17 protein-coding genes and 1 tRNA gene are annotated in these 17,997 nt (G+C 68.9%); 6 read left to right on the forward strand and 12 right to left on the reverse strand.

The window, feature by feature from the left end; translation table 11 throughout:
- Nucleotides 1-16: 16 nt before the first annotated feature.
- Nucleotides 17-1,138, reverse strand: coding sequence for a cytochrome c oxidase subunit II (coxB, locus tag HIR79_RS11170; protein ID WP_169958411.1), 1,122 nt, complete (start codon nucleotides 1,136-1,138; stop codon nucleotides 17-19).
- 133 nt (nucleotides 1,139-1,271) lie between these two features.
- A complete protein-coding gene (locus HIR79_RS11175; RefSeq protein WP_169958412.1) occupies nucleotides 1,272-1,445 on the reverse strand; it encodes a DUF2970 domain-containing protein in 174 nt (57 codons plus the stop codon).
- A gap of 162 nt (nucleotides 1,446-1,607) precedes the next feature.
- Between HIR79_RS11175 and HIR79_RS11180 the strand changes: the two genes are divergently transcribed.
- Entirely contained in the window at nucleotides 1,608-1,961 is a 354-nt protein-coding gene (locus tag HIR79_RS11180; protein ID WP_169958413.1) for a hypothetical protein, read from the forward strand.
- A 95-nt stretch (nucleotides 1,962-2,056) separates the two neighbouring features.
- Here HIR79_RS11180 and HIR79_RS11185 read toward each other — a convergent pair whose 3' ends face one another.
- The 3 genes from HIR79_RS11185 to HIR79_RS11195 form a co-directional block, all read right to left on the reverse strand.
- Nucleotides 2,057-2,791 (reverse strand): LrgB family protein, encoded by a 735-nt coding sequence (locus tag HIR79_RS11185; RefSeq protein ID WP_169958414.1) that lies wholly within the window; start codon nucleotides 2,789-2,791, stop codon nucleotides 2,057-2,059.
- A complete protein-coding gene (locus tag HIR79_RS11190; RefSeq protein ID WP_169958415.1) occupies nucleotides 2,788-3,144 on the reverse strand; it encodes a CidA/LrgA family protein in 357 nt (118 codons plus the stop codon). The genes HIR79_RS11185 and HIR79_RS11190 overlap by 4 nt, the downstream gene beginning before the upstream one ends.
- 81 nt (nucleotides 3,145-3,225) lie before the next feature.
- Nucleotides 3,226-4,854: a BCCT family transporter gene (locus HIR79_RS11195; RefSeq protein WP_169958416.1), complete on the reverse strand. Its 1,629-nt coding sequence runs from the start codon at nucleotides 4,852-4,854 to the stop codon at nucleotides 3,226-3,228.
- Nucleotides 4,855-5,064: 210 nt separating this feature from the next.
- On the opposite strand from HIR79_RS11195, the gene HIR79_RS11200 reads away from it, so the two are divergent.
- Nucleotides 5,065-5,141, forward strand: a tRNA-Pro gene (locus HIR79_RS11200).
- Between the two features lie 91 nt (nucleotides 5,142-5,232).
- Nucleotides 5,233-5,898 carry a L,D-transpeptidase gene (locus tag HIR79_RS11205; RefSeq protein ID WP_169958417.1) on the forward strand — a complete coding sequence of 222 codons (666 nt, stop codon included), beginning with the start codon at nucleotides 5,233-5,235 and terminating at the stop codon, nucleotides 5,896-5,898.
- Nucleotides 5,899-5,908: 10 nt separating this feature from the next.
- Here the strand turns inward: HIR79_RS11205 and HIR79_RS11210 are convergent, their stop codons facing one another.
- Nucleotides 5,909-6,373, reverse strand: coding sequence for a hypothetical protein (locus tag HIR79_RS11210; protein WP_169958418.1), 465 nt, complete (start codon nucleotides 6,371-6,373; stop codon nucleotides 5,909-5,911).
- A gap of 115 nt (nucleotides 6,374-6,488) precedes the next feature.
- Nucleotides 6,489-7,724, reverse strand: coding sequence for a DUF4236 domain-containing protein (locus HIR79_RS11215; RefSeq protein ID WP_169958419.1), 1,236 nt, complete (start codon nucleotides 7,722-7,724; stop codon nucleotides 6,489-6,491).
- Between the two features lie 200 nt (nucleotides 7,725-7,924).
- Here HIR79_RS11215 and HIR79_RS11220 point away from each other — a divergent pair, with 200 nt between their 5' ends.
- Nucleotides 7,925-8,323, forward strand: coding sequence for an antitoxin Xre-like helix-turn-helix domain-containing protein (locus HIR79_RS11220; protein ID WP_169958420.1), 399 nt, complete (start codon nucleotides 7,925-7,927; stop codon nucleotides 8,321-8,323).
- Entirely contained in the window at nucleotides 8,317-9,009 is a 693-nt protein-coding gene (locus HIR79_RS11225) for an RES family NAD+ phosphorylase (protein ID WP_169958421.1), read from the forward strand. The genes HIR79_RS11220 and HIR79_RS11225 overlap by 7 nt, the downstream gene beginning before the upstream one ends.
- Nucleotides 9,010-9,054: 45 nt before the next feature.
- Here HIR79_RS11225 and HIR79_RS11230 read toward each other — a convergent pair whose 3' ends face one another.
- Nucleotides 9,055-10,479 (reverse strand): DNA recombination protein RmuC, encoded by a 1,425-nt coding sequence (locus tag HIR79_RS11230; protein ID WP_169958422.1) that lies wholly within the window; start codon nucleotides 10,477-10,479, stop codon nucleotides 9,055-9,057.
- Nucleotides 10,480-10,717: 238 nt separating this feature from the next.
- Between HIR79_RS11230 and HIR79_RS11235 the strand changes: the two genes are divergently transcribed.
- Nucleotides 10,718-11,329, forward strand: a complete 612-nt coding sequence (locus tag HIR79_RS11235; protein ID WP_169958423.1) for a superoxide dismutase — start codon at nucleotides 10,718-10,720, stop codon at nucleotides 11,327-11,329.
- An 85-nt stretch (nucleotides 11,330-11,414) separates the two neighbouring features.
- Here HIR79_RS11235 and HIR79_RS11240 read toward each other — a convergent pair whose 3' ends face one another.
- The 4 genes from HIR79_RS11240 to HIR79_RS11255 are packed head-to-tail and all read right to left on the reverse strand — an operon-like array spanning nucleotide 11,415 to nucleotide 17,906.
- The gene (locus HIR79_RS11240; RefSeq protein ID WP_169958424.1) at nucleotides 11,415-12,293 is read right to left on the reverse strand and encodes a DUF7281 domain-containing protein; all 879 of its coding nucleotides are present in this window, start codon (nucleotides 12,291-12,293) and stop codon (nucleotides 11,415-11,417) included.
- Between the two features lie 20 nt (nucleotides 12,294-12,313).
- Complete coding sequence (locus tag HIR79_RS11245) at nucleotides 12,314-13,561, reverse strand: SET domain-containing protein (RefSeq protein WP_169958425.1); 1,248 nt, start codon at nucleotides 13,559-13,561, stop codon at nucleotides 12,314-12,316.
- Complete coding sequence (locus HIR79_RS11250) at nucleotides 13,558-14,184, reverse strand: condensin complex protein MksE (RefSeq protein ID WP_169959550.1); 627 nt, start codon at nucleotides 14,182-14,184, stop codon at nucleotides 13,558-13,560. Before HIR79_RS11250 ends, HIR79_RS11245 begins: the two co-directional genes overlap by 4 nt.
- A gap of 41 nt (nucleotides 14,185-14,225) precedes the next feature.
- A complete protein-coding gene (locus tag HIR79_RS11255) occupies nucleotides 14,226-17,906 on the reverse strand; it encodes an ATP-binding protein (protein ID WP_169958426.1) in 3,681 nt (1,226 codons plus the stop codon).
- Nucleotides 17,907-17,997 lie beyond the last annotated feature (91 nt).

Below are 17,997 nucleotides of genomic sequence, written 5' to 3' on the forward strand. Positions count from 1 at the left end.
TGTCATTGTGCTGTTGTTATTGGTTCGCCAGCTTCTCGACCACATCAGCCGGCTGGACGGCGTCGCCGCTGTCGTTGCCCCAGGCGTTGCGCGTCCAGGTGGTCACGGCGGCGATCTCGACCGGGTTCAAGGTGCTGCGGAAGGCCGGCATCGCCGTGCCGGACACCCCGTTGACGATGACATCCAGGTGCCAGGTGAGGTCGTCGAGCAACCGCTGGTTGCCGGCGAGCGCCGGGAAGGCCGGCGCCGCCCCCTGCCCCTCGGGCTGGTGGCAGGAGGCACAGATACTGCCGTAGACCGCCTCGCCGCGCTCCATCAGCTCCTCCAGTTCCCACTCGCGGTCGACGCCCATCGCCTCCTGCTCCGCTTCCTCGCGACGCTCGGCGAGCCAGGTATCGAACTCCTCCTCCTCCATGGCGTGCACCACGATCGGCATGAAGCCGTGGTCCATGCCGCAGAGCTCGGCGCACTGGCCGCGATAGATGCCGGGCTCGTTGATGCGCACCCAGTTCTCGTTGACGAAACCGGGGATGGTGTCCTGCTTGACGGCGAAGTCCGGCACCCACCAGGAGTGGATGACATCGTCGGAGGTCATCAGGAAGCGCACCTTGCGGTTGATGGGCAGCACCAGGGGGTTGTCGACCTCAAGCAGGTAGTGCTCGCCACGCGGCTCATCCCCGCGGATCTGGGCGCGCGGGGTGCTCATGCTGGAGTTGAAGGCGACATCCTCGCCCAGGTACTCGTAGCGCCAGCGCCACTGCTGGCCGATGATCATCACATCGAGCTCGGCGTCGGAGGTGTCGTACATCTTCTTGAGGGTCGCGGTGGCCGGCACCGCCATGCCCACCAGGATCAGCAGGGGAACGGCGGTCCACAGCACCTCCACGGTGGTGTTCTCGTGGAAGTTGGCCGCCTTGGCGCCGCGGGAGCGACGGAACTTGAACAGGGAGTAGAACATCACCCCGAACACGATCACGCCGATGATCACGCAGATCCAGAAGATGGTCATGTGCAGGGAGTGGATCTCGCGACTGAGGTCGGTGACCCCCACCGGCATGTTCCAACCGCTGGCGACTGCCGCGGGGACGAACGCAAGCCCCGTCAGACAGCCCGCCATCCACACGAACAACGTGCGCATCGGCGCCTCCTCGTTATTGTTGTCTTAGCGGTTAACGCAACATTAGCTGTGTCTGCGATGCAGTATAGAAGACCCTGCTGTGACAACTCGCCGCAGTCGGCGGGCGTACCAACGCCGGATTCAACGGGGCCCCTCAGCGGGCGACCACGATGGCCACCGCCGCCACCCCCACCACGAACAGCAGCCCCATCACCACGCCCACCACGATGAAGGCCAGCGGCCTGCCCTGCTCGAAATCCTCGCGGCGGCGCTGCTCCTTCTGCACGCCGAGGAATGCCGCCAGTACCGACTTGATCACGCGCCACATCGCCAGCTCCTTGTCTGTTCGCCGAGTAGCAGGGGGCGGCGTGACAGGCATCAAGAAAGGCTCATTCCCTGCGTCACATCACCGACCACCTCTCCTATACTCTAGATGCTTTCTCCCCATACCCCGCAGCGCGCCCCGAGGGGGCCCGTTCAGGAGGCGATCATGAAGACCAACCCCTTCGGCATGGACCTCGGCATGATGAATGCCAATCCCATGCTGGCCTGGTGGCAGCAGCAGTGGATGAAGGGCGTCAATCCGATGGCGCGCATGCAGGCGGCCTGGATAGAGAGCCTGGCCGAGGCCATGGAGTTCGAAGCGCAGTTTCTGAAAGCGATCGCCGAGAGCGGCGAGCAGATGAACGAATGCTTCAAGACCGAGACCCCCTGCACCCCCGAACAGGTCCAGGCCTGCTACCAGAAACTCGTGCAGCAGATGACTGACGCCCAGCAGAAGCGCATGGAGCATGCCGCCCGGCTGAGCCATGACTTCCGCAAGCGGCTCTGGGAGGAGATCTGACGGGCCAGCGCCCACTCCTCCCGTACACCCACCACGCGAAGCGGCGCCATCTGGCGCCGCTTCGTGTTTCCGCTTTCCCGCCCGCCGCCCGGGGCCTATCCCCCCAGGCCGAACAGCCGTGTCAGCAGCGGCAGCAGGAAGGCGGTGAGCAGGCCGGTGAGCCCCATGGCCAGCCCCGAGAAGGCCCCGGCGACCGCCCCGATACGGGCGAAGGCCTGGGCGGTGCCGAAGCCATGGGCGGCCAGGCCCAGGGTAAAGCCCTGCACCGCCGGATCCTTCACCCCCAGCAGCCGGAACACCCAGGGCGAGAGCGCACAGCCGATGGAACCGGTCAGCAGCACCAGTCCCGCGGCCAGCGACGGGATACCGCCGATCTGCTCAGCGATGCCCATGGCGATGGGCGAGGTCACCGAGCGTGGCGCCAGCGACAGCACGGTCTCCGGCCGCGCCCCCAGCGCCATCGCCAGCCCCAGGGTGGAGGCGACCGCGGAGACGATCCCGGTCATGCAGGCCACCAGCAGCGGACCCAGCAGCCGGCGCACCCGCTCGCGATGGTCATAGAGGGGAATCGCCAGGGCCACGGTGGCCGGCCCCAGCAGGAAGTGGATGAACTGGGCACCCTCGAAGTAGGTGGCGTAGTCCATGTCCACCAGCAGCAGCAGGCCGATCAGCATGGCGATGGAGAGGGTCACCGGATGCAGCAGCGGCGTGCCCCCCAGGGCCCTGCTGAGGCGCACCGCCAGGGCGAACACCAGCAGGGTCGCCAGCAGCGAGAGCAGCGGACTGCCCGAAAGGTAGACCCACAGCTGGTCGAGGTCGGCGACATTCATGAGCGATTCCCCCGCCGCCGGTTCATGCGATCCAGCAGCCAGGCCGTCACCCCCAGCGTCACCGCCGTGGAGAACACCAGGGTGACCAGGATCGGCCACAGGTCCTGGCCGATCAGCCGGAAGTGGACCATCAGCCCCACCCCCGCCGGCACGAAGAGCAGCGTCAGGTAGCGCAGCAGCCCCTCGCCGGTCATGCGCAGGCTGTCCGGCACCTTACCGCGCACCATCAGCCCCGCCAGCAGGATCACCATGCCAAACACCGGGCCCGGCACCGGCAGCATCAGGCCGCGAGCCAGCAGCTCCCCGAGGAACTGGCAGATCAGCAGCACGCTCATCCCCATGATCAATGGCATCGCGCCCCTCCTCCTCTCCCAGGGGGTAGCCTCTGCCGCCCCCGATCGCTCTCATCCCCTGCGCCACCCGTTGAGGGGTGTTCAGTGTGGCTTGTGGGCCTCGTCATCGGAGACCGGCACCGGCTGGACACCGGCATCGTCCAGGTCGGCCCAGGGCTCGCGGGGCGCCTCGGCCCGCTCGCCGGTACGCGCCGCATAGCGCTCGCGGTGCAGCGCCTTGAGCAGCCCGGCGATCATCAGCATGATCACCACCGAGAAGGGCAGCGCCGCCATGATCACCGCCGCCTGGAGCGTCTCCAGCCCGCCGGCCAGCAGCAGCACCGCGGTCAGCAGGCCGAGCACCGCTCCCCACAGGATGCGGTGGAAGGTCGGCGGCTCCGGGTCGCCCCCGGAGAGGATGGTGTTGATCACCAGGGTGCCCGCGTTGGCGGAGGTGATCAGGTAGGTGGCGATCAGCACCACCAGCGCCAGGGAGACGGCCTGCCCCGCCACCCCGAGCCCCATCGCCTCGATGGTGGCGAACAGCGCAGTGGCCACGTCCCGATCCACCGCGGCCACGATGCCGCCGGCACCGAACAGCTCATGGTAGAGAGCGGTGCCGCCGAACAGCCCGATCCACACCACGGTGATCACGGTGGGCACCAGCAGCACCCCCATCACGAACTCGCGGAAGGTACGACCGCGGGAGACCCGGGCGATGAACATGCCCACGAAGGGCGACCAGGCCAGCCACCAGCCCCAAAAGAAGACCGTCCACTCCGCCTGCCAGCCGTCATCCCGGGTGGCGTTGGTGTGGAAGGTCATGCCCATCAGGTTCTGGATGTAGTCGCCGGCGGACTCGATGGTGATGGCGATCAGGTACTGGGTCGGCCCGAACAGCAGCAGGAACACCACCACCGCGATGCTCAGCCAGAAGTTCGCCTCCGAGAGCAGGCGCACCCCCCGCTTGACCCCGGAGACCACCGAGAAGGTGGCCACCGACATGATCACCGCCGTCACGGCCAGCTGGAGCCACACCGAACTCTCCAGGCCGAACAGCGCCCCCAGGCCCGCGTTCATCTGCTGCACGCCCAGCCCCAGGGTGGTGGCGATGCCGAACACAGTGCCGAACACCGCCAGCACGTCCACCGCATCGCCCAGCCCCCCTTCCACTCGCTTGCCGAACAGGGGCTGGAGGCAGGAGCGGATCGTCAACGGCAGGTTCCAGCGATAGCTGAAGTAGGCCAGCACCAGCGCCACGAAGGAGAAGATCGCCCAGCCGTTGAGGCCCCAGTGAAAATAGGTCAGCCGCATGGCCACCCGGGCGGCATCCGGGGTCATTCCCTCGGCGATGAAGGGATTCTCCTGGAACTGCAGGATCGGCTGGGCCACCGCCCAGAACAGGATGCCCACCCCGGTGCCCGCGGCAAACAGCATCGACACCCAGGAGAAGAAGGTGAACTCCGGCTGCTCGAAGTCGCCGCCCAGACGCACGTTCTTGTAGCGCCCCGTGCCCAGCCACACCATGAACAGCAGCAGGAAGGCCACCAGCAGCACGTAGTACCACTCGAGGAACGGATCCAGCAGCCCGCGCGCGGCGGCAAGCCCGCCGGCCAGGCGCTCGGTGAAGAAGGCGCCGTAGACCAGTGCCACCGCCACCACCAGGATCGTGACCAGGGTGACGCGTGGATTCATTCCCTTCAGCAGCCCGCGCTGCGCCTGTCCGTACATGTCCACTCCGAGCCGATTGCATGGTGTGGGCGAGCCTCGCCGCCCTTTCGCCTCCCCATGATAGAGGATCCCCTGGCCCCACCCCAGCGGCCCCACGCCAAGCGATTGAAAAGAAAGTGCAAAAGGGGCTTTCCATTTGCCGGCGAACGCGCTAGTATACGCCTCGTTCTCGGAGGACAGGCCAGACGGTCAGGAAGCCGAAAACAGAGTCGGAGCGTGGCGCAGCTTGGTAGCGCGTTGCAATGGGGTTGCAAAGGTCGCAGGTTCGAATCCTGTCGCTCCGACCACTTAACATCGAGAAAACGCCGCTCAGGGTCATACCGAAGCGGCGTTTTTTGTATGTTCACCCCTCGTCCTCATCACACCGTGCTGCCGCCCATGCTCATCCGATCGCTCAAGCGCCTTGCCCTCTCCCCGCTGGCCCTGCTGGTTGCCCCCGGCCCTGCCAGCGCCTCGCTGATCGACACGACGGAGCCGCCGTCGACCTACGCCTCGGGCACACCGGGGCAGCACTTCCTGGATGACGTCGATACCGGGATCAGCCTGCTGCCCATCGAGGATGGGCGGGTGTGGCTGCACATCAGCGTGAAGGATCGTACCCTCTCCGTGGTGCGCGGCCGGCACGTGATCCATGAGATCCCCCACTTCGCCATCGGCATCAATGGCGCCGTCAACCTGCGCACCCGCGGCAGCGCCATGACGCCGAAGGGGGAGTTCCGGGTCGAGCGGATCAACCCCAACAGTCAGTACGCCACCTTCATCGGCATCAACTACCCGAACCCGAGAGTGGCCGACCAGGCCCTGTCGGAGGGGCTGATCACCGAGGAGGAGGCCGAGCGGATTCGCCGCCACTACCAGCAGCACCGCCTCTCCTACCCCAACACCACCCTGGGGGGCCATATCGGCATCCATGGCCTCGGCAACCGCGACCCCTTCCTGAACCAGCGAGTCGACTGGACCGAAGGCTGCCTGGCCGTCGAGAACGACCAGGTGCGCCTGCTCCACTCGCTGGTGGAGATCGATACGCCGGTGCTGATCCAGTAAGCCTGCGTGATCAGCCTGCCGCGGCCTGAGTGGCCGCGTGCAGGCGCCCTGCACTCTCCTCCAGTTCCTGAACGATACGCTCCATCACGGCGATCCTCGCGTCCAGGTAGTCCTGGGCCTCGTCGTCCGTGGCGTGGCGGCTATCCAGCACCGCCTGGCTGCTGGCGCTCTTCAGGGCCAGGGCCATGGCACGCAGGGTATCGGCGGTGCGGTGAGCCTGGGCGGCGTTCTCCAGCTCGGCATCGGCACCGTGACGGAAGAAGATCGGCACCACGCTGTCATCGGCATCGAAGGTGATCGCATCGCGCAGGGCGAGTTCCGCCGAGGCGTAGGCGCTGGCGCCGCTGCCATAGCCGGCGCTGTCACGCACCACATGGCCGGCATGGTCGAGGATACGCCACTCGTAGGGCTCGTCACCGTACACCTCGATGCAGCCGGCTTCATACGGGCGGTCAATGCGGTGCTGGATGTTCATCTGGGTGGCCTCCCTATGGGGTCTCTGCGCCGTTGCCATGGCGGCGCGGGGCGCTGGTCATCAGCGCGAGTCCAGCATAACCGCCACCCGGGCTCCCCGCCTTGACCTGGCACACCTACACCAGCTTAAGGGGCTCGATATCCCGGAAGATTCCGGTTCGCGTCATGTCGCGGCGCAGGGTGAAGGCCTCCATGGCGGCCACCGGGTCCACCTGGTCGAGGCGGTCGAAGTGGATCTTCCCCCACTGCTCCCGGCTCACCTTGACGCTGTAGAGGTACTGGTCGCGCTGGCCCCCGGTGGCGGGCTCGGGCACCTGGCGATAGCCGGAGATGCGGGCCTCCACCACGGCGGGCAGGCGGGCGAACACCGCCCCCAGCACTCGAAAGGCGATGCCGTGGACATGGTCGCGGTAGAGCTCACGCTGGCGGGTGGCGCCGAGCTTGCGCGGGCTGAGCCTGAGCTGCTTGGGGGGCATGCCCCAGTAGCGGTCCGGCATCTCCTCTTCGCCGGGCAGGTCGATGTCCACGGCGATGGTGCGCAGGTCGCTGCCCAGGTCGAAGTCGATCAGGGTCTCGCGGGGCCAGTCGATCTCCTCCAGCCGGTCACGCAGCGTCTGCTCCATGGCCGCCGGATCGTCCCACACCTCCTCGCTCTCCCGGCGATGACGGGAGAATTCCGCCGCGTCGTGGTCGGCCTTGCGCCACTCCCAGGCCCGGTAATGCTCGTCGAATTCGTCGCGGCGCCGGCGATTCTCCTCCTCGAGGCGGCGCCTGGCCGGCGACCAGAGGGCATGGCGCAGGCCGGGAGCCTGAGGCTGGAACGGAGGCGGGGGCGGTTCGTCGAAGTCGCGCATGAGATAGCCTCCCGCCTCGGGCGGCGGTGTTTCCTCGTGCAGCCGCCCCAGGCGGTCGAGGTCGGCATTGAGCCGCTCGCAGTGGGCCAGCAGCTGTTCGCGAAGTGTTTCCTCGGCATGGCGGCGCAGCACCCGGGCCTCGGCGCTGCACAGGGGGGAGCCGTCGGCGTGGAAGTAGACGACCTGGCCGCCCTCCTCGACCTCCAACTGCACCGCCAGGCTGCCACCCTCGGCCAGCAGCGCCTCCAGCACCGCCGCACGGCTGGCGGCCGTGGCGCCCGCGTCGGACTTGTCCTGCGTGCCCGCACCACCGCCACCGTCGAGCCGGCGCCGGTAGGCCAGGCCGGTGCCGGGAAGACCCGCATGGCCGTGCACCCCGCTCGGCCCCATGCTCAGGCTGGCGCCGCGCGGCCCCACCGAGAGCCCCAGGCCGCGCTTGCCGAGGTTGAGGCGCACGCCGGGCGCCAGACGAATACGGCGCTGAAAACGAAAGGCCATCTCCACTCCCTGTTCCTGTGCCTGGCCCCTGCCGGGCCGCCCCAGCACTTCACCAAGAAAAGGCGCCATTGCCAACGCCGGCGGGCATCTTTTTCCGCCAGGCGGGGCACCATGGCGGGCGAGCTGTCTCTGCAAATACAAAATGGGCTATTATGTCTTCATAAACACAGAATCTTTATCAACACAGAGCGGGAGGCCCCATGCTCGACACTGCCACCCCGACCCATGACAAGGCCGCGGCCGCCGCAGGGCTCAAGACGGCGGTGCGCATCCTCGACCGCTGGGGCGCCAGCGGCGAGCAGGGCGAGGCGATCCTGCGCGTCTCCCACAGCACCTACGCCCGCGCCCGCCGGGGCGACCTGGCCGAGATCAAGCTCGACCGCGACCAGCTCACCCGCATCAGCTACCTGCTGAATATCCATGCGGCGCTGCGCATCCTGTTCGACAACCCGGCGAACCGCTACGGCTTCATGGCCATGGCCAACCACAACCCCTACTTCAATGGCCGCACCCCGCTGTCGCTGATCGGCGGCGGCGATATTGCCGCCCTCTACGAGACCTTCAAGCGCATCGCTGCCCTGCGAGGCGCCCAGTGGTAACACCCGGCGAGCTACCCGCCCTGCCCCCCGGCAGGGTCCGCGGCCATCGGCTGGTCAACAGCAAGTTCCCGCCCATCGGCCTGTTCGACGATGTGGCCGATGCCGCCGAGTTCGAGGCCATCTTCGCCCTGCAGGCGCTGACCCATCCGCGCCTGCAGACCGAGGCAGGCAACCTGGCGCTGCTGCCCAGGAACGAGATCCCCTTCGGTATTCGCGGCTGCAGCTATGCGGTGGCGCCCTTTACCCACGTCAACCCGGATGGCTCGCGGTTCAGCGACGGCAACTTCGGGGTCCTCTACCTGGCCGATGCGCTGGAGACCGCCATCGCCGAGGTGAGGCACCACCAGCAGGCCTACTGGCAGCGGGTGGAGGGGCTGCACTTCGAACGCTTCGTGTTCCGCGGCCTTGTGGCCGACATCGACGAGGCGGGCTGTCGCGACGGGCCCTGCCTCCCCGCCGGTCACGCCATCTATCACCCGAGCGACTACGGCGCGTCCCGCGCCCTGGGCCATGCCCTGCGCGCCGCCGGCGAGCCCGGCCTGCGCTACCGCTCGGTACGCCGACAGGGCGCCACCTGCTGGGCACTGCTCACCCCCAGCCGGGTCTCCGGCATCGTCCAGGCCTGCCACCTGGAGATGATCTGGAACGGCAGCCTGACCGAGGTGAACCAGCTCAGCGCCCGCTGACGGTGCCGCTGACGCACGACTCGCCGCAGAACGATCAGGGTCCGCCTATCGCTCCCGGGCATCTGCCGGCGAGGTCTCGGCAGCGGGCTGCGTGGCAGTGCCCACCTCGAGCCCTGCACGCTCGACGAGCTCGGCGGGCAGTTCCTTCTTGACCGCCACGCCCAGCTCCTGGAACTCGCTGGCCTGCTTGATCAGGTTGCCCTTGCCGTTGACCAGCTGCCCCAGCGCCCTGTCGTAGCTGACCCGGGCGCCATCCAGCTTCCTGCCGACGTCCTGCATGCTCTCCAGAAAGGAGCCCAGCTTGTGGTAGAAGCGCTCCGCCTTCCTGGCCAGCTCAGCGCTGTGGCGGCTCTGGTTCTCGAAGCGCCACAGTTGGCCGACGATGTTCAGGCTGGTGAGCAGCGTGGTGGGCGTGGCCACCAGCACATTGCGTTCGATGGCGCGCTGGTAGAGGGTGCCGTCGTGGCGCAGCGCCTCGATATAGGCCGACTCCACCGGAATGAACATGATCACCACCTCCGGCGAGTTGAGCCCCGGCAGGTCGTAGTAGTGCTTGTCGGCCAGCTCCTCGATGCGCGCGCCCACCGCCCGGGCGTGAGCCGCCAGCGACGTCTGACGGGTCAGCTCATCTTCGGCGTTGACGTACTCCAGGTAGGCGGCCAGCGACGTCTTGGCATCGATCACCAGGTGGCGCCCCTGAGGCAGGTAAACCAGCGCATCCGGGCGGCGCTTGCCCTCCTCGGTGGTGAAGCTCCTCTCGCGCTGGTAGTCCTGACCTGGGCGCAGGCCCGCGCTGTCGAGGACGTTCTCCAGCATCAGCTCGCCCCAGTTGCCCTGCACCTTCTTCTGCCCCTTGAGCGCCTCGGTGAGCCGCGCCGCCTGGTCGGTGATGTCACGGTTGAGCTGCTGCAGGTGCCTGAGCTCGGTGGTGAGGCTGGCCCGCTGGGCGGTCTCCTGGGTATGCAGGGTCTCCACCTTCTCGCGAAAGCCCTTCATCTCCTCCTGGAAGGGCTTGAGCAGCCCCAGCAGGTTGCGCTCGGAGAGCGACGAGAAGGCCTTGCCCTTCTGCTCGAGCAGCTCGTTGGCGAGGTTCTCGAACTCCACCCTGAGCTGTTGCTTGCTCTGCTCCATCCAGGCCAGCTGACGACTGAAGCTCGCCTCCTTCTCCTCCAGGCGGCTGGTCAGCTCGCCGTGGGTCTGTTTCAGGGCGTAATAGGCCTCGCGGAAGCGCTCGACCTCCCGCGCCCGGGCCGCCACGTCCTCGCGCTGTGTCTCCACCTCCCCCTCGGCCACCTGCAGCGCCACCGCCTGCTCGCGGGCCTCCAGCTGCTGGTCATGCAGCTCGGCGCGGGTGGCATCGAGCGCCCGGCGAGCGGCCTTGAGCCCGCCCCGACCCAGGGCGAAGCCCCCTGCCGCACCGAGCAGGAGGGCAACCAGGACGATGAGAATGAGTTCCAGATCGAGGGGCATGCAGGGCTCCGGGGGTGGGCTGGGGTCGGCGGCCTCGTCGATGAGGGCATGCTGACAGTCGATAACGGCGAGTCTACCTGGCAGCAGGCCTCGCTGGCGAAGGGCGGCCCAGACTAGCCGATTGCCTTTGCCTACATAAGCCGATAATGATTCTTATTGGCCGATTCCGGCCGGCTCTGCCATGCTGTCGGGTGATCTTGAAGGAATACATTTCCCGACGACCGATGGAGGTGCAACCATGCCCCACAGCCTGCCCGATCTTCCCTATGCCTACGATGCCCTGGAGCCCCACATCGATGCGCTGACCATGGAGATCCACCACTCCCGGCACCACCAGACCTACGTCAACAACCTCAACGCCGCCCTGCAGGGGACCGGCCTCGAGGAGGTACCGGTGGACGAGCTGCTGGCCAACCTGGATCGCGTGCCGGCCGACAAGCGCCAGGCGGTGATCAACAACGGCGGCGGCCACTCCAACCACACCATGTTCTGGCAGATGATGTCGCCCGACGGCGGCGGCGCGCCCAAGGGCCAGGTGGCCCAGGCCATCGACAAGGAGCTCGGCGGCTTCGACGCCTTCAAGGAGGCCTTCACCCAGGCCGCCCTGGGGCGCTTCGGCAGCGGCTGGGCCTGGCTCTGCGTCACCCCCCAGAAGGGCCTGGTGGTGGAGAACTCCCTGAACCAGGACAGCCCCCTCTCCAACGGCAACACCCCGGTGCTGGGCCTGGACGTGTGGGAGCACGCCTACTACCTGAAATTCCAGAACAAGCGCCCGGACTACGTGGCCGAGTTCTTCAACGTCATCGACTGGGACGAGGTGGAGCGCCGCTACCAGGCCGCCATGGCCTGAGCGTCCCGCCCCTGACCCGGCGGCCCATGCCGCCACCCTCCATCGCCGCACCCTCGGGTGCGGCGATGTCGTTGAAGGCGGCGGCCTATCCCAGCGGCAGCAGCGCCAGCGACTCGTCGGGGCCGAACCACTGCTGGAGAAGACCGCGCTGTTCGCCCAGCAGCACGGCCAGGTGGCGGGCCAACGGATGGTCTGCCGGCAGGCGCGCAGCGTGGTCGCGAAGCGATGCCTGCAGGGGCATCTGATCCGCCGGGAGCTGCTCGCCGCTGGCCCGGTTCGACATGAACGCCAGGGGCGGCAGCAGCAGGTGGGTCGCCCCGCTGCCCAGGGCGTTGTGAAGCCCCGCGGCATCGAAGTCGCCCAGGTAGAGGTGCGGCCTTCCGGTGGCGGACCAGTCGGCGGCCAGGGCGGCGAAGCCGCCGCCATAGTGGCGATCGCCGCGGTAGAGCACCAGCGGGCGGGACCAGCCGGCCAGCGCCGGTATCGCCGGGTCGAAGGCATAGAAGCTGTCGAGGTTCTCGACCTGGAGCAGCACGTCGAAGGCCTCCAGGGCGATCTCTCGGCGATCGAGGTCGAGGAAGTCCCGGGGCCGGCTCGCGAGGCCAGGGCGCGGATCGCCCGCGGGAAGGCTGGCCAGCACTCGCTGTCGGCGCGGCGCCTCGCGCACGCTCTTGTGCTCGAGATTCCCGAGCCGCGCCTGCTCGGCGCTGGTCAACCCCGCCAGGGTGTCCTCGAGGCGGGGATGACCCAGGGCGCCCAGGGTGTCGTCGATGCGCTCGAGCAGATCGCGGTCCAGCCGCAGCCGGCCATGGGTCAGCCGCGGGCCGGGCTCGATGTCGTGAGCCTCGCACCAGGCGACGACCTCCTCCACCACCCGGCTGCGGCGCTTGTCGACCTGGGCCACCCGGCGCAGGGAGCGGGCGGCATCGTGCAGCAGGGTGCGGGCGCGGGACGAGAGATGCATGGAGCCTCCGGTGGGCTGATTCAGGCCTCCAGTTGAAGGATGACGTCGTGGATCAGCCGCAGGTGGTTGAAGGGGCTGGCCTGGGTCTCCTGCTGGCGCAGCCGGAAGGCTCGCTGCTCCCCCCGCGGCAGCCCCTGGTACTCGGCGATGACCTGGAACAGCCAGATCTCCTCGCCCCACTCGAACTCGCCCTCCTGCAGGTACTCGAGTGCGCTGCGCGGCTCACCGCCGCCGTCCACCACCGCGAGATAGAAGCGCTCCACGTCCTCCTTGAGCGCCTGATGGCGGGCGGCGACGAGGGTGGCCTCCTGAATCTGTGCGGCGCCGGCGGCGGTCACCGGCTCGGAGCGCGTTGCTGGCCTGGGCAGGCGATGAAGCAGCCCAGCCAGGGTGCGGCTGTCGGCGTCGTGGTCCAGGGCGGCGGCACCGGCGGCGATCAGCGGCGCGGCGCGGTTGACCAGCGCCGGCACCTCGCTGCGCCGGGCGTAGTTGCCGGGCACGAAGCCGGGATGCTCGCGCAGGAAGGCGGCCATGCCGGCCACCAGGCGGCTGCGCGCCTGCTGCTGGCGGAAGCGTGCCAGCAGCTCGATCATCCGCCGCTGCACCTCGCGCAGGCTGGTGTAATGGCGGCTGAGCTGGTGCTGCAGGCCGCTCACCAGGAGCTTGCGCAGGGCGCCGTCGCCCCCCACCAGCTCGATCAGCTCGGTGAAGTCGATCAGCGCCAGGCCGTCGAGCAGGCGCACGATCTGCTTCTGGGCCCGCTCGTTCTCGCGGATCTTGTCGCCCAGCCGGCTGACGAAGCCGAAGTCGCTGTTGAGGCGGCGCCACAGGCTGTCGATGGCGTCGGCGAAGCGGCCGTTGAGGTCGTCCACCTCCTGGCGCAGGCGCAGCAGCTGCTGCTCCTGGCGCCAGTAGTCGCCGGCATCCCGCGCCTCGCGGTAGCTCTGCACGAGGCTGCGCAGGAGCTCCAGGGACTCGGCGACGTCGGCGTTGACATGGCGGCGGGTCTCGTCGGCCAGCATCTCCGCGATCAGCTCGCGCACCTTGGGGGCGAGCTTGACCCCGCCCTGCTCGTCCGGGCGCCACAGGATGCGCGCGGCGAGAAGCCGGTTCAGCGCGGTCTTGCTCAGCCCGGCCAGCGGCACCTCGTCCCGGGCGTAGCCGGCCATCAGCGTCTCGGCGTGCTTGCCGAGCAGCGCCAGCCGCTCGGTGCCGGTGCTGATCAGCCGGCTCTCCAGGGCGTGAGGGTCGCCGACGCCCCCCGTCACAGCAGGCTCTCCTGGCCGGCCGGCGCCTGGTCTTCGATGGGCAGGTGCTCCTCGTCGCGGATGAAGCGCACCAGGTCGATCAGGTAGTCGATCTTGGCGGTCACCACGTAGTACTGCCGGTCGGCGTGGGGCTGGAGCAGGTAGCCGTGCTCCCTGAGCCGCTTGAAGACCTGCTTGATCTGGGCGTCGAGCTGCTCGCTCTGGGAGCCGAAGAAGGGGTCGGTGGCGAGGCGCTCGAGGCGCTCGCGCAGGCCCTGGTTGTCCTCGCATCGGGAGCTGAAGTCCGCGGGCTTGAGCACGTCCCCCGCGGAGGCCAGGCCGTCGCGCCCCAGAGTCTCCTGGACCAGCTGCAGCCACTCCAGCAGCGGCAGCAGGCTTGAGACCGTCTCGGCCAGCTGCCGGGAGAGCTGCTCCCGGGCGGCCTCGTCGAGCACGCGCCAGGCCAGAAAGTAGACGCTGCCCTCGTCGCTGGTGGCCAGGCGGCGGTTGAGCGGGCGCAGGTAGGCATCGAGCCGTTCGCGGGTCGCCTCGTCCTCGAGACGGCGAAAGGCGCTCTCGTCGCTCACCGCGCAGATGAACTCGCCGGCCAGCAGGCGTTCGAGCAGCGGGCCCAGTTCGACCATGGAAGGCGCCACCATGGCGCCATCGCTGTGGATCATATCGCTCATGAGGCGGCCTCCTCGGCACGGGCCTGGAGGCGCTGGGCCAGGCGGCTCAGGCGCGGCTCGATGCGCTTGAGGCGGCGCTTCTCCGGGGCCGCCTCGTCGCGGTCGATCAGGTAGCGATTGTGGAACAGCAGCAGCACGTCCGACTCCGGGTTGGGGAAGGCGCCGACGATATGGATGCGGTTGTTGTCACAGGCGTCGAACAGCTTCTCGACGTTGTGATAGGCCAGGGTGCCGATCTCGTCGATGGGCCAGTGGATGGCGATCTCGGCCTGGCCCCGCAGCAGCCGGGTGAAGGCGAGCAGGAACTTGCACAGGATCAGGTAGGCCATGCCGTGGCTGGAGGACTCCAGAAGCTGGCGGTCGTTACGGATCACCAGGTCGGTGCCGCCCTCATTGAGGTGCAGCTCCAGGCGCAGCAGGCTCTCGAAGCTGTACTGCTGGTCGCTACGCAACAGCTCCACCACGTCGGCCAGGGCATCGAGGTAGTCGTCACTGGGCAGTGGCTGGCCGGACTCCCGCCACTCCCGATAGCGCTGGGCAAAGCGCTTAAGCGGCTCCCAGAAGCCCAGCTCGTCGATGGTGGACTGGATCTTCACCTCGGCGCGGCCGATGCCCTCCAGCCGGAGGTCGTCGGCCACCTCGTCGGAGAGCCGCCGGCTCTGGGCGTTGATGCGGCGGTTGAGGTCGCGGAACACGGTGAAGAACTTGTCGAGGTCGTCGCTGAGGTTGCGCCCCTCCTGCAGCAGCTGCTGTTGCTGGCCCTCGAGCAGCTGGAGCATGTCGCGCAGCACCCCGAGCAGGCGGCGCGGGCCGGGATCCTCGAGCTTGGCGCGCTCGGCCTCCAGGGCGTCCTGGAAGTCGGCGCTGGCCCCCTTGACCAGCTCGACCTCGATCTTCTCGCAGCCGCGGCGCAGCTCGTCGAGCTGGCGGGCGTGGTCGGCCAGCGCCTGGCGGGCGCGCTCGATGCGCTCGGCGGCATCGCCCGGCGCTTCGCCGCGGGGCTCGGCGGCGGGCGCCAGCGCCAGGTCGGCGAGCTTGTCGAGCAGCGGCGCCAGGGTCTCCACCAGCGCCTGCTCGGCGTCGCGGCGGACCTTGAGCTCGCCCACCGCGGCCTGGTGCGCCTGGCTGGCGGCACGGAAGTCGGCCCTGTGCTGCTCGCGCTCGCGCTCCGCCGCCTGGCGATCGCGGTCGAGCGACGCCTCCTTCTCCACCAGCCGGGGCTTGCGCTCGCCCCACTCCACGCGCATGAAGCGGGCGTAGTCGTCGAGCTCCTCACGGCGCGCCTCGGTCGCACGGATGCGCTTGCCGAGGGCCTCGAGGCGGGTGCGGGTCTCCCCGAGACGGACGGTGTCGACGCCCTGCTCGGCCAGCTCGCGGTCGAAGGCGGCCTGCAGCTCCTCGCGCTGGCGGCGATTCTCCTCCTTGAGTTCGCCGAGCTGGCGGCGGTATTGCTGGATCTGCTGTTCGAAGCCGGACAGCCGACCCTGGTAGTCGGCGGTCAGCTCGAGGCCCTGGGCGCGGTGGGTCTCCGCCAGTGCCGCCAGGGCACGCTGTCGCTCCTCGCTCAACGCCTGCTGGGTCGCCTGCTGCTCCTCCAGGGCCGCGCGGCAGGCGTGTTGGCGGGCCTGCTGGGCGCCAGCATGACGCTCCTGGCACTGGCGACGGGCCTGCAGGGCGTACTCCACCTCCTCGCCGGTGCGCCGGCTGGCGCTGCGCCCACGGTCGAGGCGCGCAGTGGCTTCCTGCACCGCGTCATGGCGCGCTCTGAGGGCCTTCTCCGCCGCCTGGATCGCCGCCTGGGCCTCGCCGAGCGCCTGCTCGGCGGCCTCGATCTCGGCCAGCAGGCTGGCCTCGTCCTGGGCGTAGTCGGGCAGCGCAATGGCGGAGAGGTCCAGCGCCAGGCCGAAGAGGTCAGCGCTGGCCTCGTCGTTGAACTGAGGCGCCAGGTCGCGGCGTTCGAGCAGCGCCGGGGCGATCACCTTGCCGAGGGTCTCTTCCCAGCCCGGGCGATGGTGGCGCAGGAAGTGGCGCAGGCTGCCCTGGGCGGGGTCGCGCTGCACTCGCAGCGTCTCCAGATGGGCCTCGGCCCGGGAGCGTTGCGCGCGAGCCAGCTCCAGCTCGCGCTCGGCGGCCTCCCGCGCCTGCCGGCGCTCGTCCAGCTCGCTGCGCAGGCTGTCGACCGCCGCCGTGGCGGCCTGCTGCTCGCTGCGGGCCTGATCGACCCGCGCCTGGGCGAGCTCGGCCTCGCGGGCCTCCTCCGCGGTCTGGGCGGTGTGGGCAAGCTGTGCCTTGAGCTCGGAAAGCCGAGCGGTGCCCTGCTCCAGGCGGCTGCGGTAGTCGTCGTCCAGGGCCTGGCGGCGCGCCTGGTAGTCGGCCTCGAGGCGGCTCTGCGCCTCGCGCTGGGCCTCCAGGCAGCCCTCCTTCTCCTCGCCCAGGGCATCGATCAGCGCCTGGATCTCGTCGCGGCGCTGCTCCAGCAGATCGCCCAGCTCCACCAGGCGGGCCTCGAGCCGCGCCTTGCTGGCCTGGAACGCCTGCTCCATGAGCTCGAGGTGGTCGCGCAGCTGCTGCTGCTGCTCGCGCCACTGGGGCAGCGCCTTGAGGTCCTGCTCGAGGCCCGGCATGTCGGCCTCCTCATAGGCCTCGAAGCGGCGCTGCAGGTCGTCCAGGTCCCCGCGGGTCTTGTCCAGCTCGCTGTCGAGCTCGCTTGCACGATCGTTGAGGGCATCGCGTGTCTCGCGGTAGGCCTGCTCCTGGGCCTGGAAGTCGCGCTGGCGCTGGCCGAGCTCGGCCTCGAGGTCGGCCCGGGTGCGCTCGGCCCGGTGGCGGTCGGCCTCGAGCTGGGGCCTGAGCTGCCACAGCGAGGCCTCGAGGTCGGCGAGCTCGCGATCGAGGCTCTCGAGGGCGGCCAGGGAACGCTGCAGGGGGTCCAGGCGCATGGACTGGCGCATGCGGGCGATCCACTCCCGCGCCTTGGTGTTGCGAATGCGGGTGACCGGCAGCTCGACGCCGTCCTCCTCGAAGATCGCCGCCAGCATGGTCTTGAGGGTGTCCATCTTGCCCTCCTTGGCGTGCACCGCCGAGACCAGCTTCTCCATATGGCGGATGCGCTGCCCCGGGCGCACCAGGCTGAAGCGGGCGGCCACCTGGCGCAGGCGCAGCCCGTCGCGGCTGTTGGCCCGGGGCTGGGCATCACCGACCTGGGTGAAGTCGTTCTGGATCACCGAGCGATATTCGGAGGTGGCGCCGAACTTGGGGGACAGCGAGACCCCCTGGCGACGCAGGCCGTTGGCCCACTGGGCGTAGTCCAGGGCCGTCACCCCGGCCTCACTCTCCACCAGGTAGTCCTCGGGCCGATAGGGCGCGCCGACGAAGCGGTACTCCACGCCACCCTCGCTGCGGCGGGTCAGCACCGCCTGGCAGACGTCTCCCTCCTCGCGGCGATACTCGTAGACGAGGTAGCTGTTGCGATGGGGCAGGTAGAAGGCATCGAACTTGAGCCGGGTGCGCGGGACGACCCGATTGGGCAGCTCCCCATAGAACACCGGCACCAGCCGCTGCAGGGTCGTCTTGCCCGAGGCATTGGTACCGCAGATGTTGGTGTGGCCATCCACACTGAGCTCGACCACGCCCTCGAGGTGGCCGTGGATCATCACGATGCGTAACAGATGGGCCATGCCGCGTCCTTGATGCTTGCCGTTGGGATCGGAGCCTGGCGGTTAGCGCCGGGCGATCCTGTGCCTTTTGGAAACGACAAAGTATGCTGCA

Origin of the sequence: Halomonas sp. PGE1 (assembly GCF_013000985.1) — a bacterium.
GTDB classification, from domain to species: Bacteria; Pseudomonadota; Gammaproteobacteria; order Pseudomonadales; family Halomonadaceae; genus Halomonas; species Halomonas alkalicola.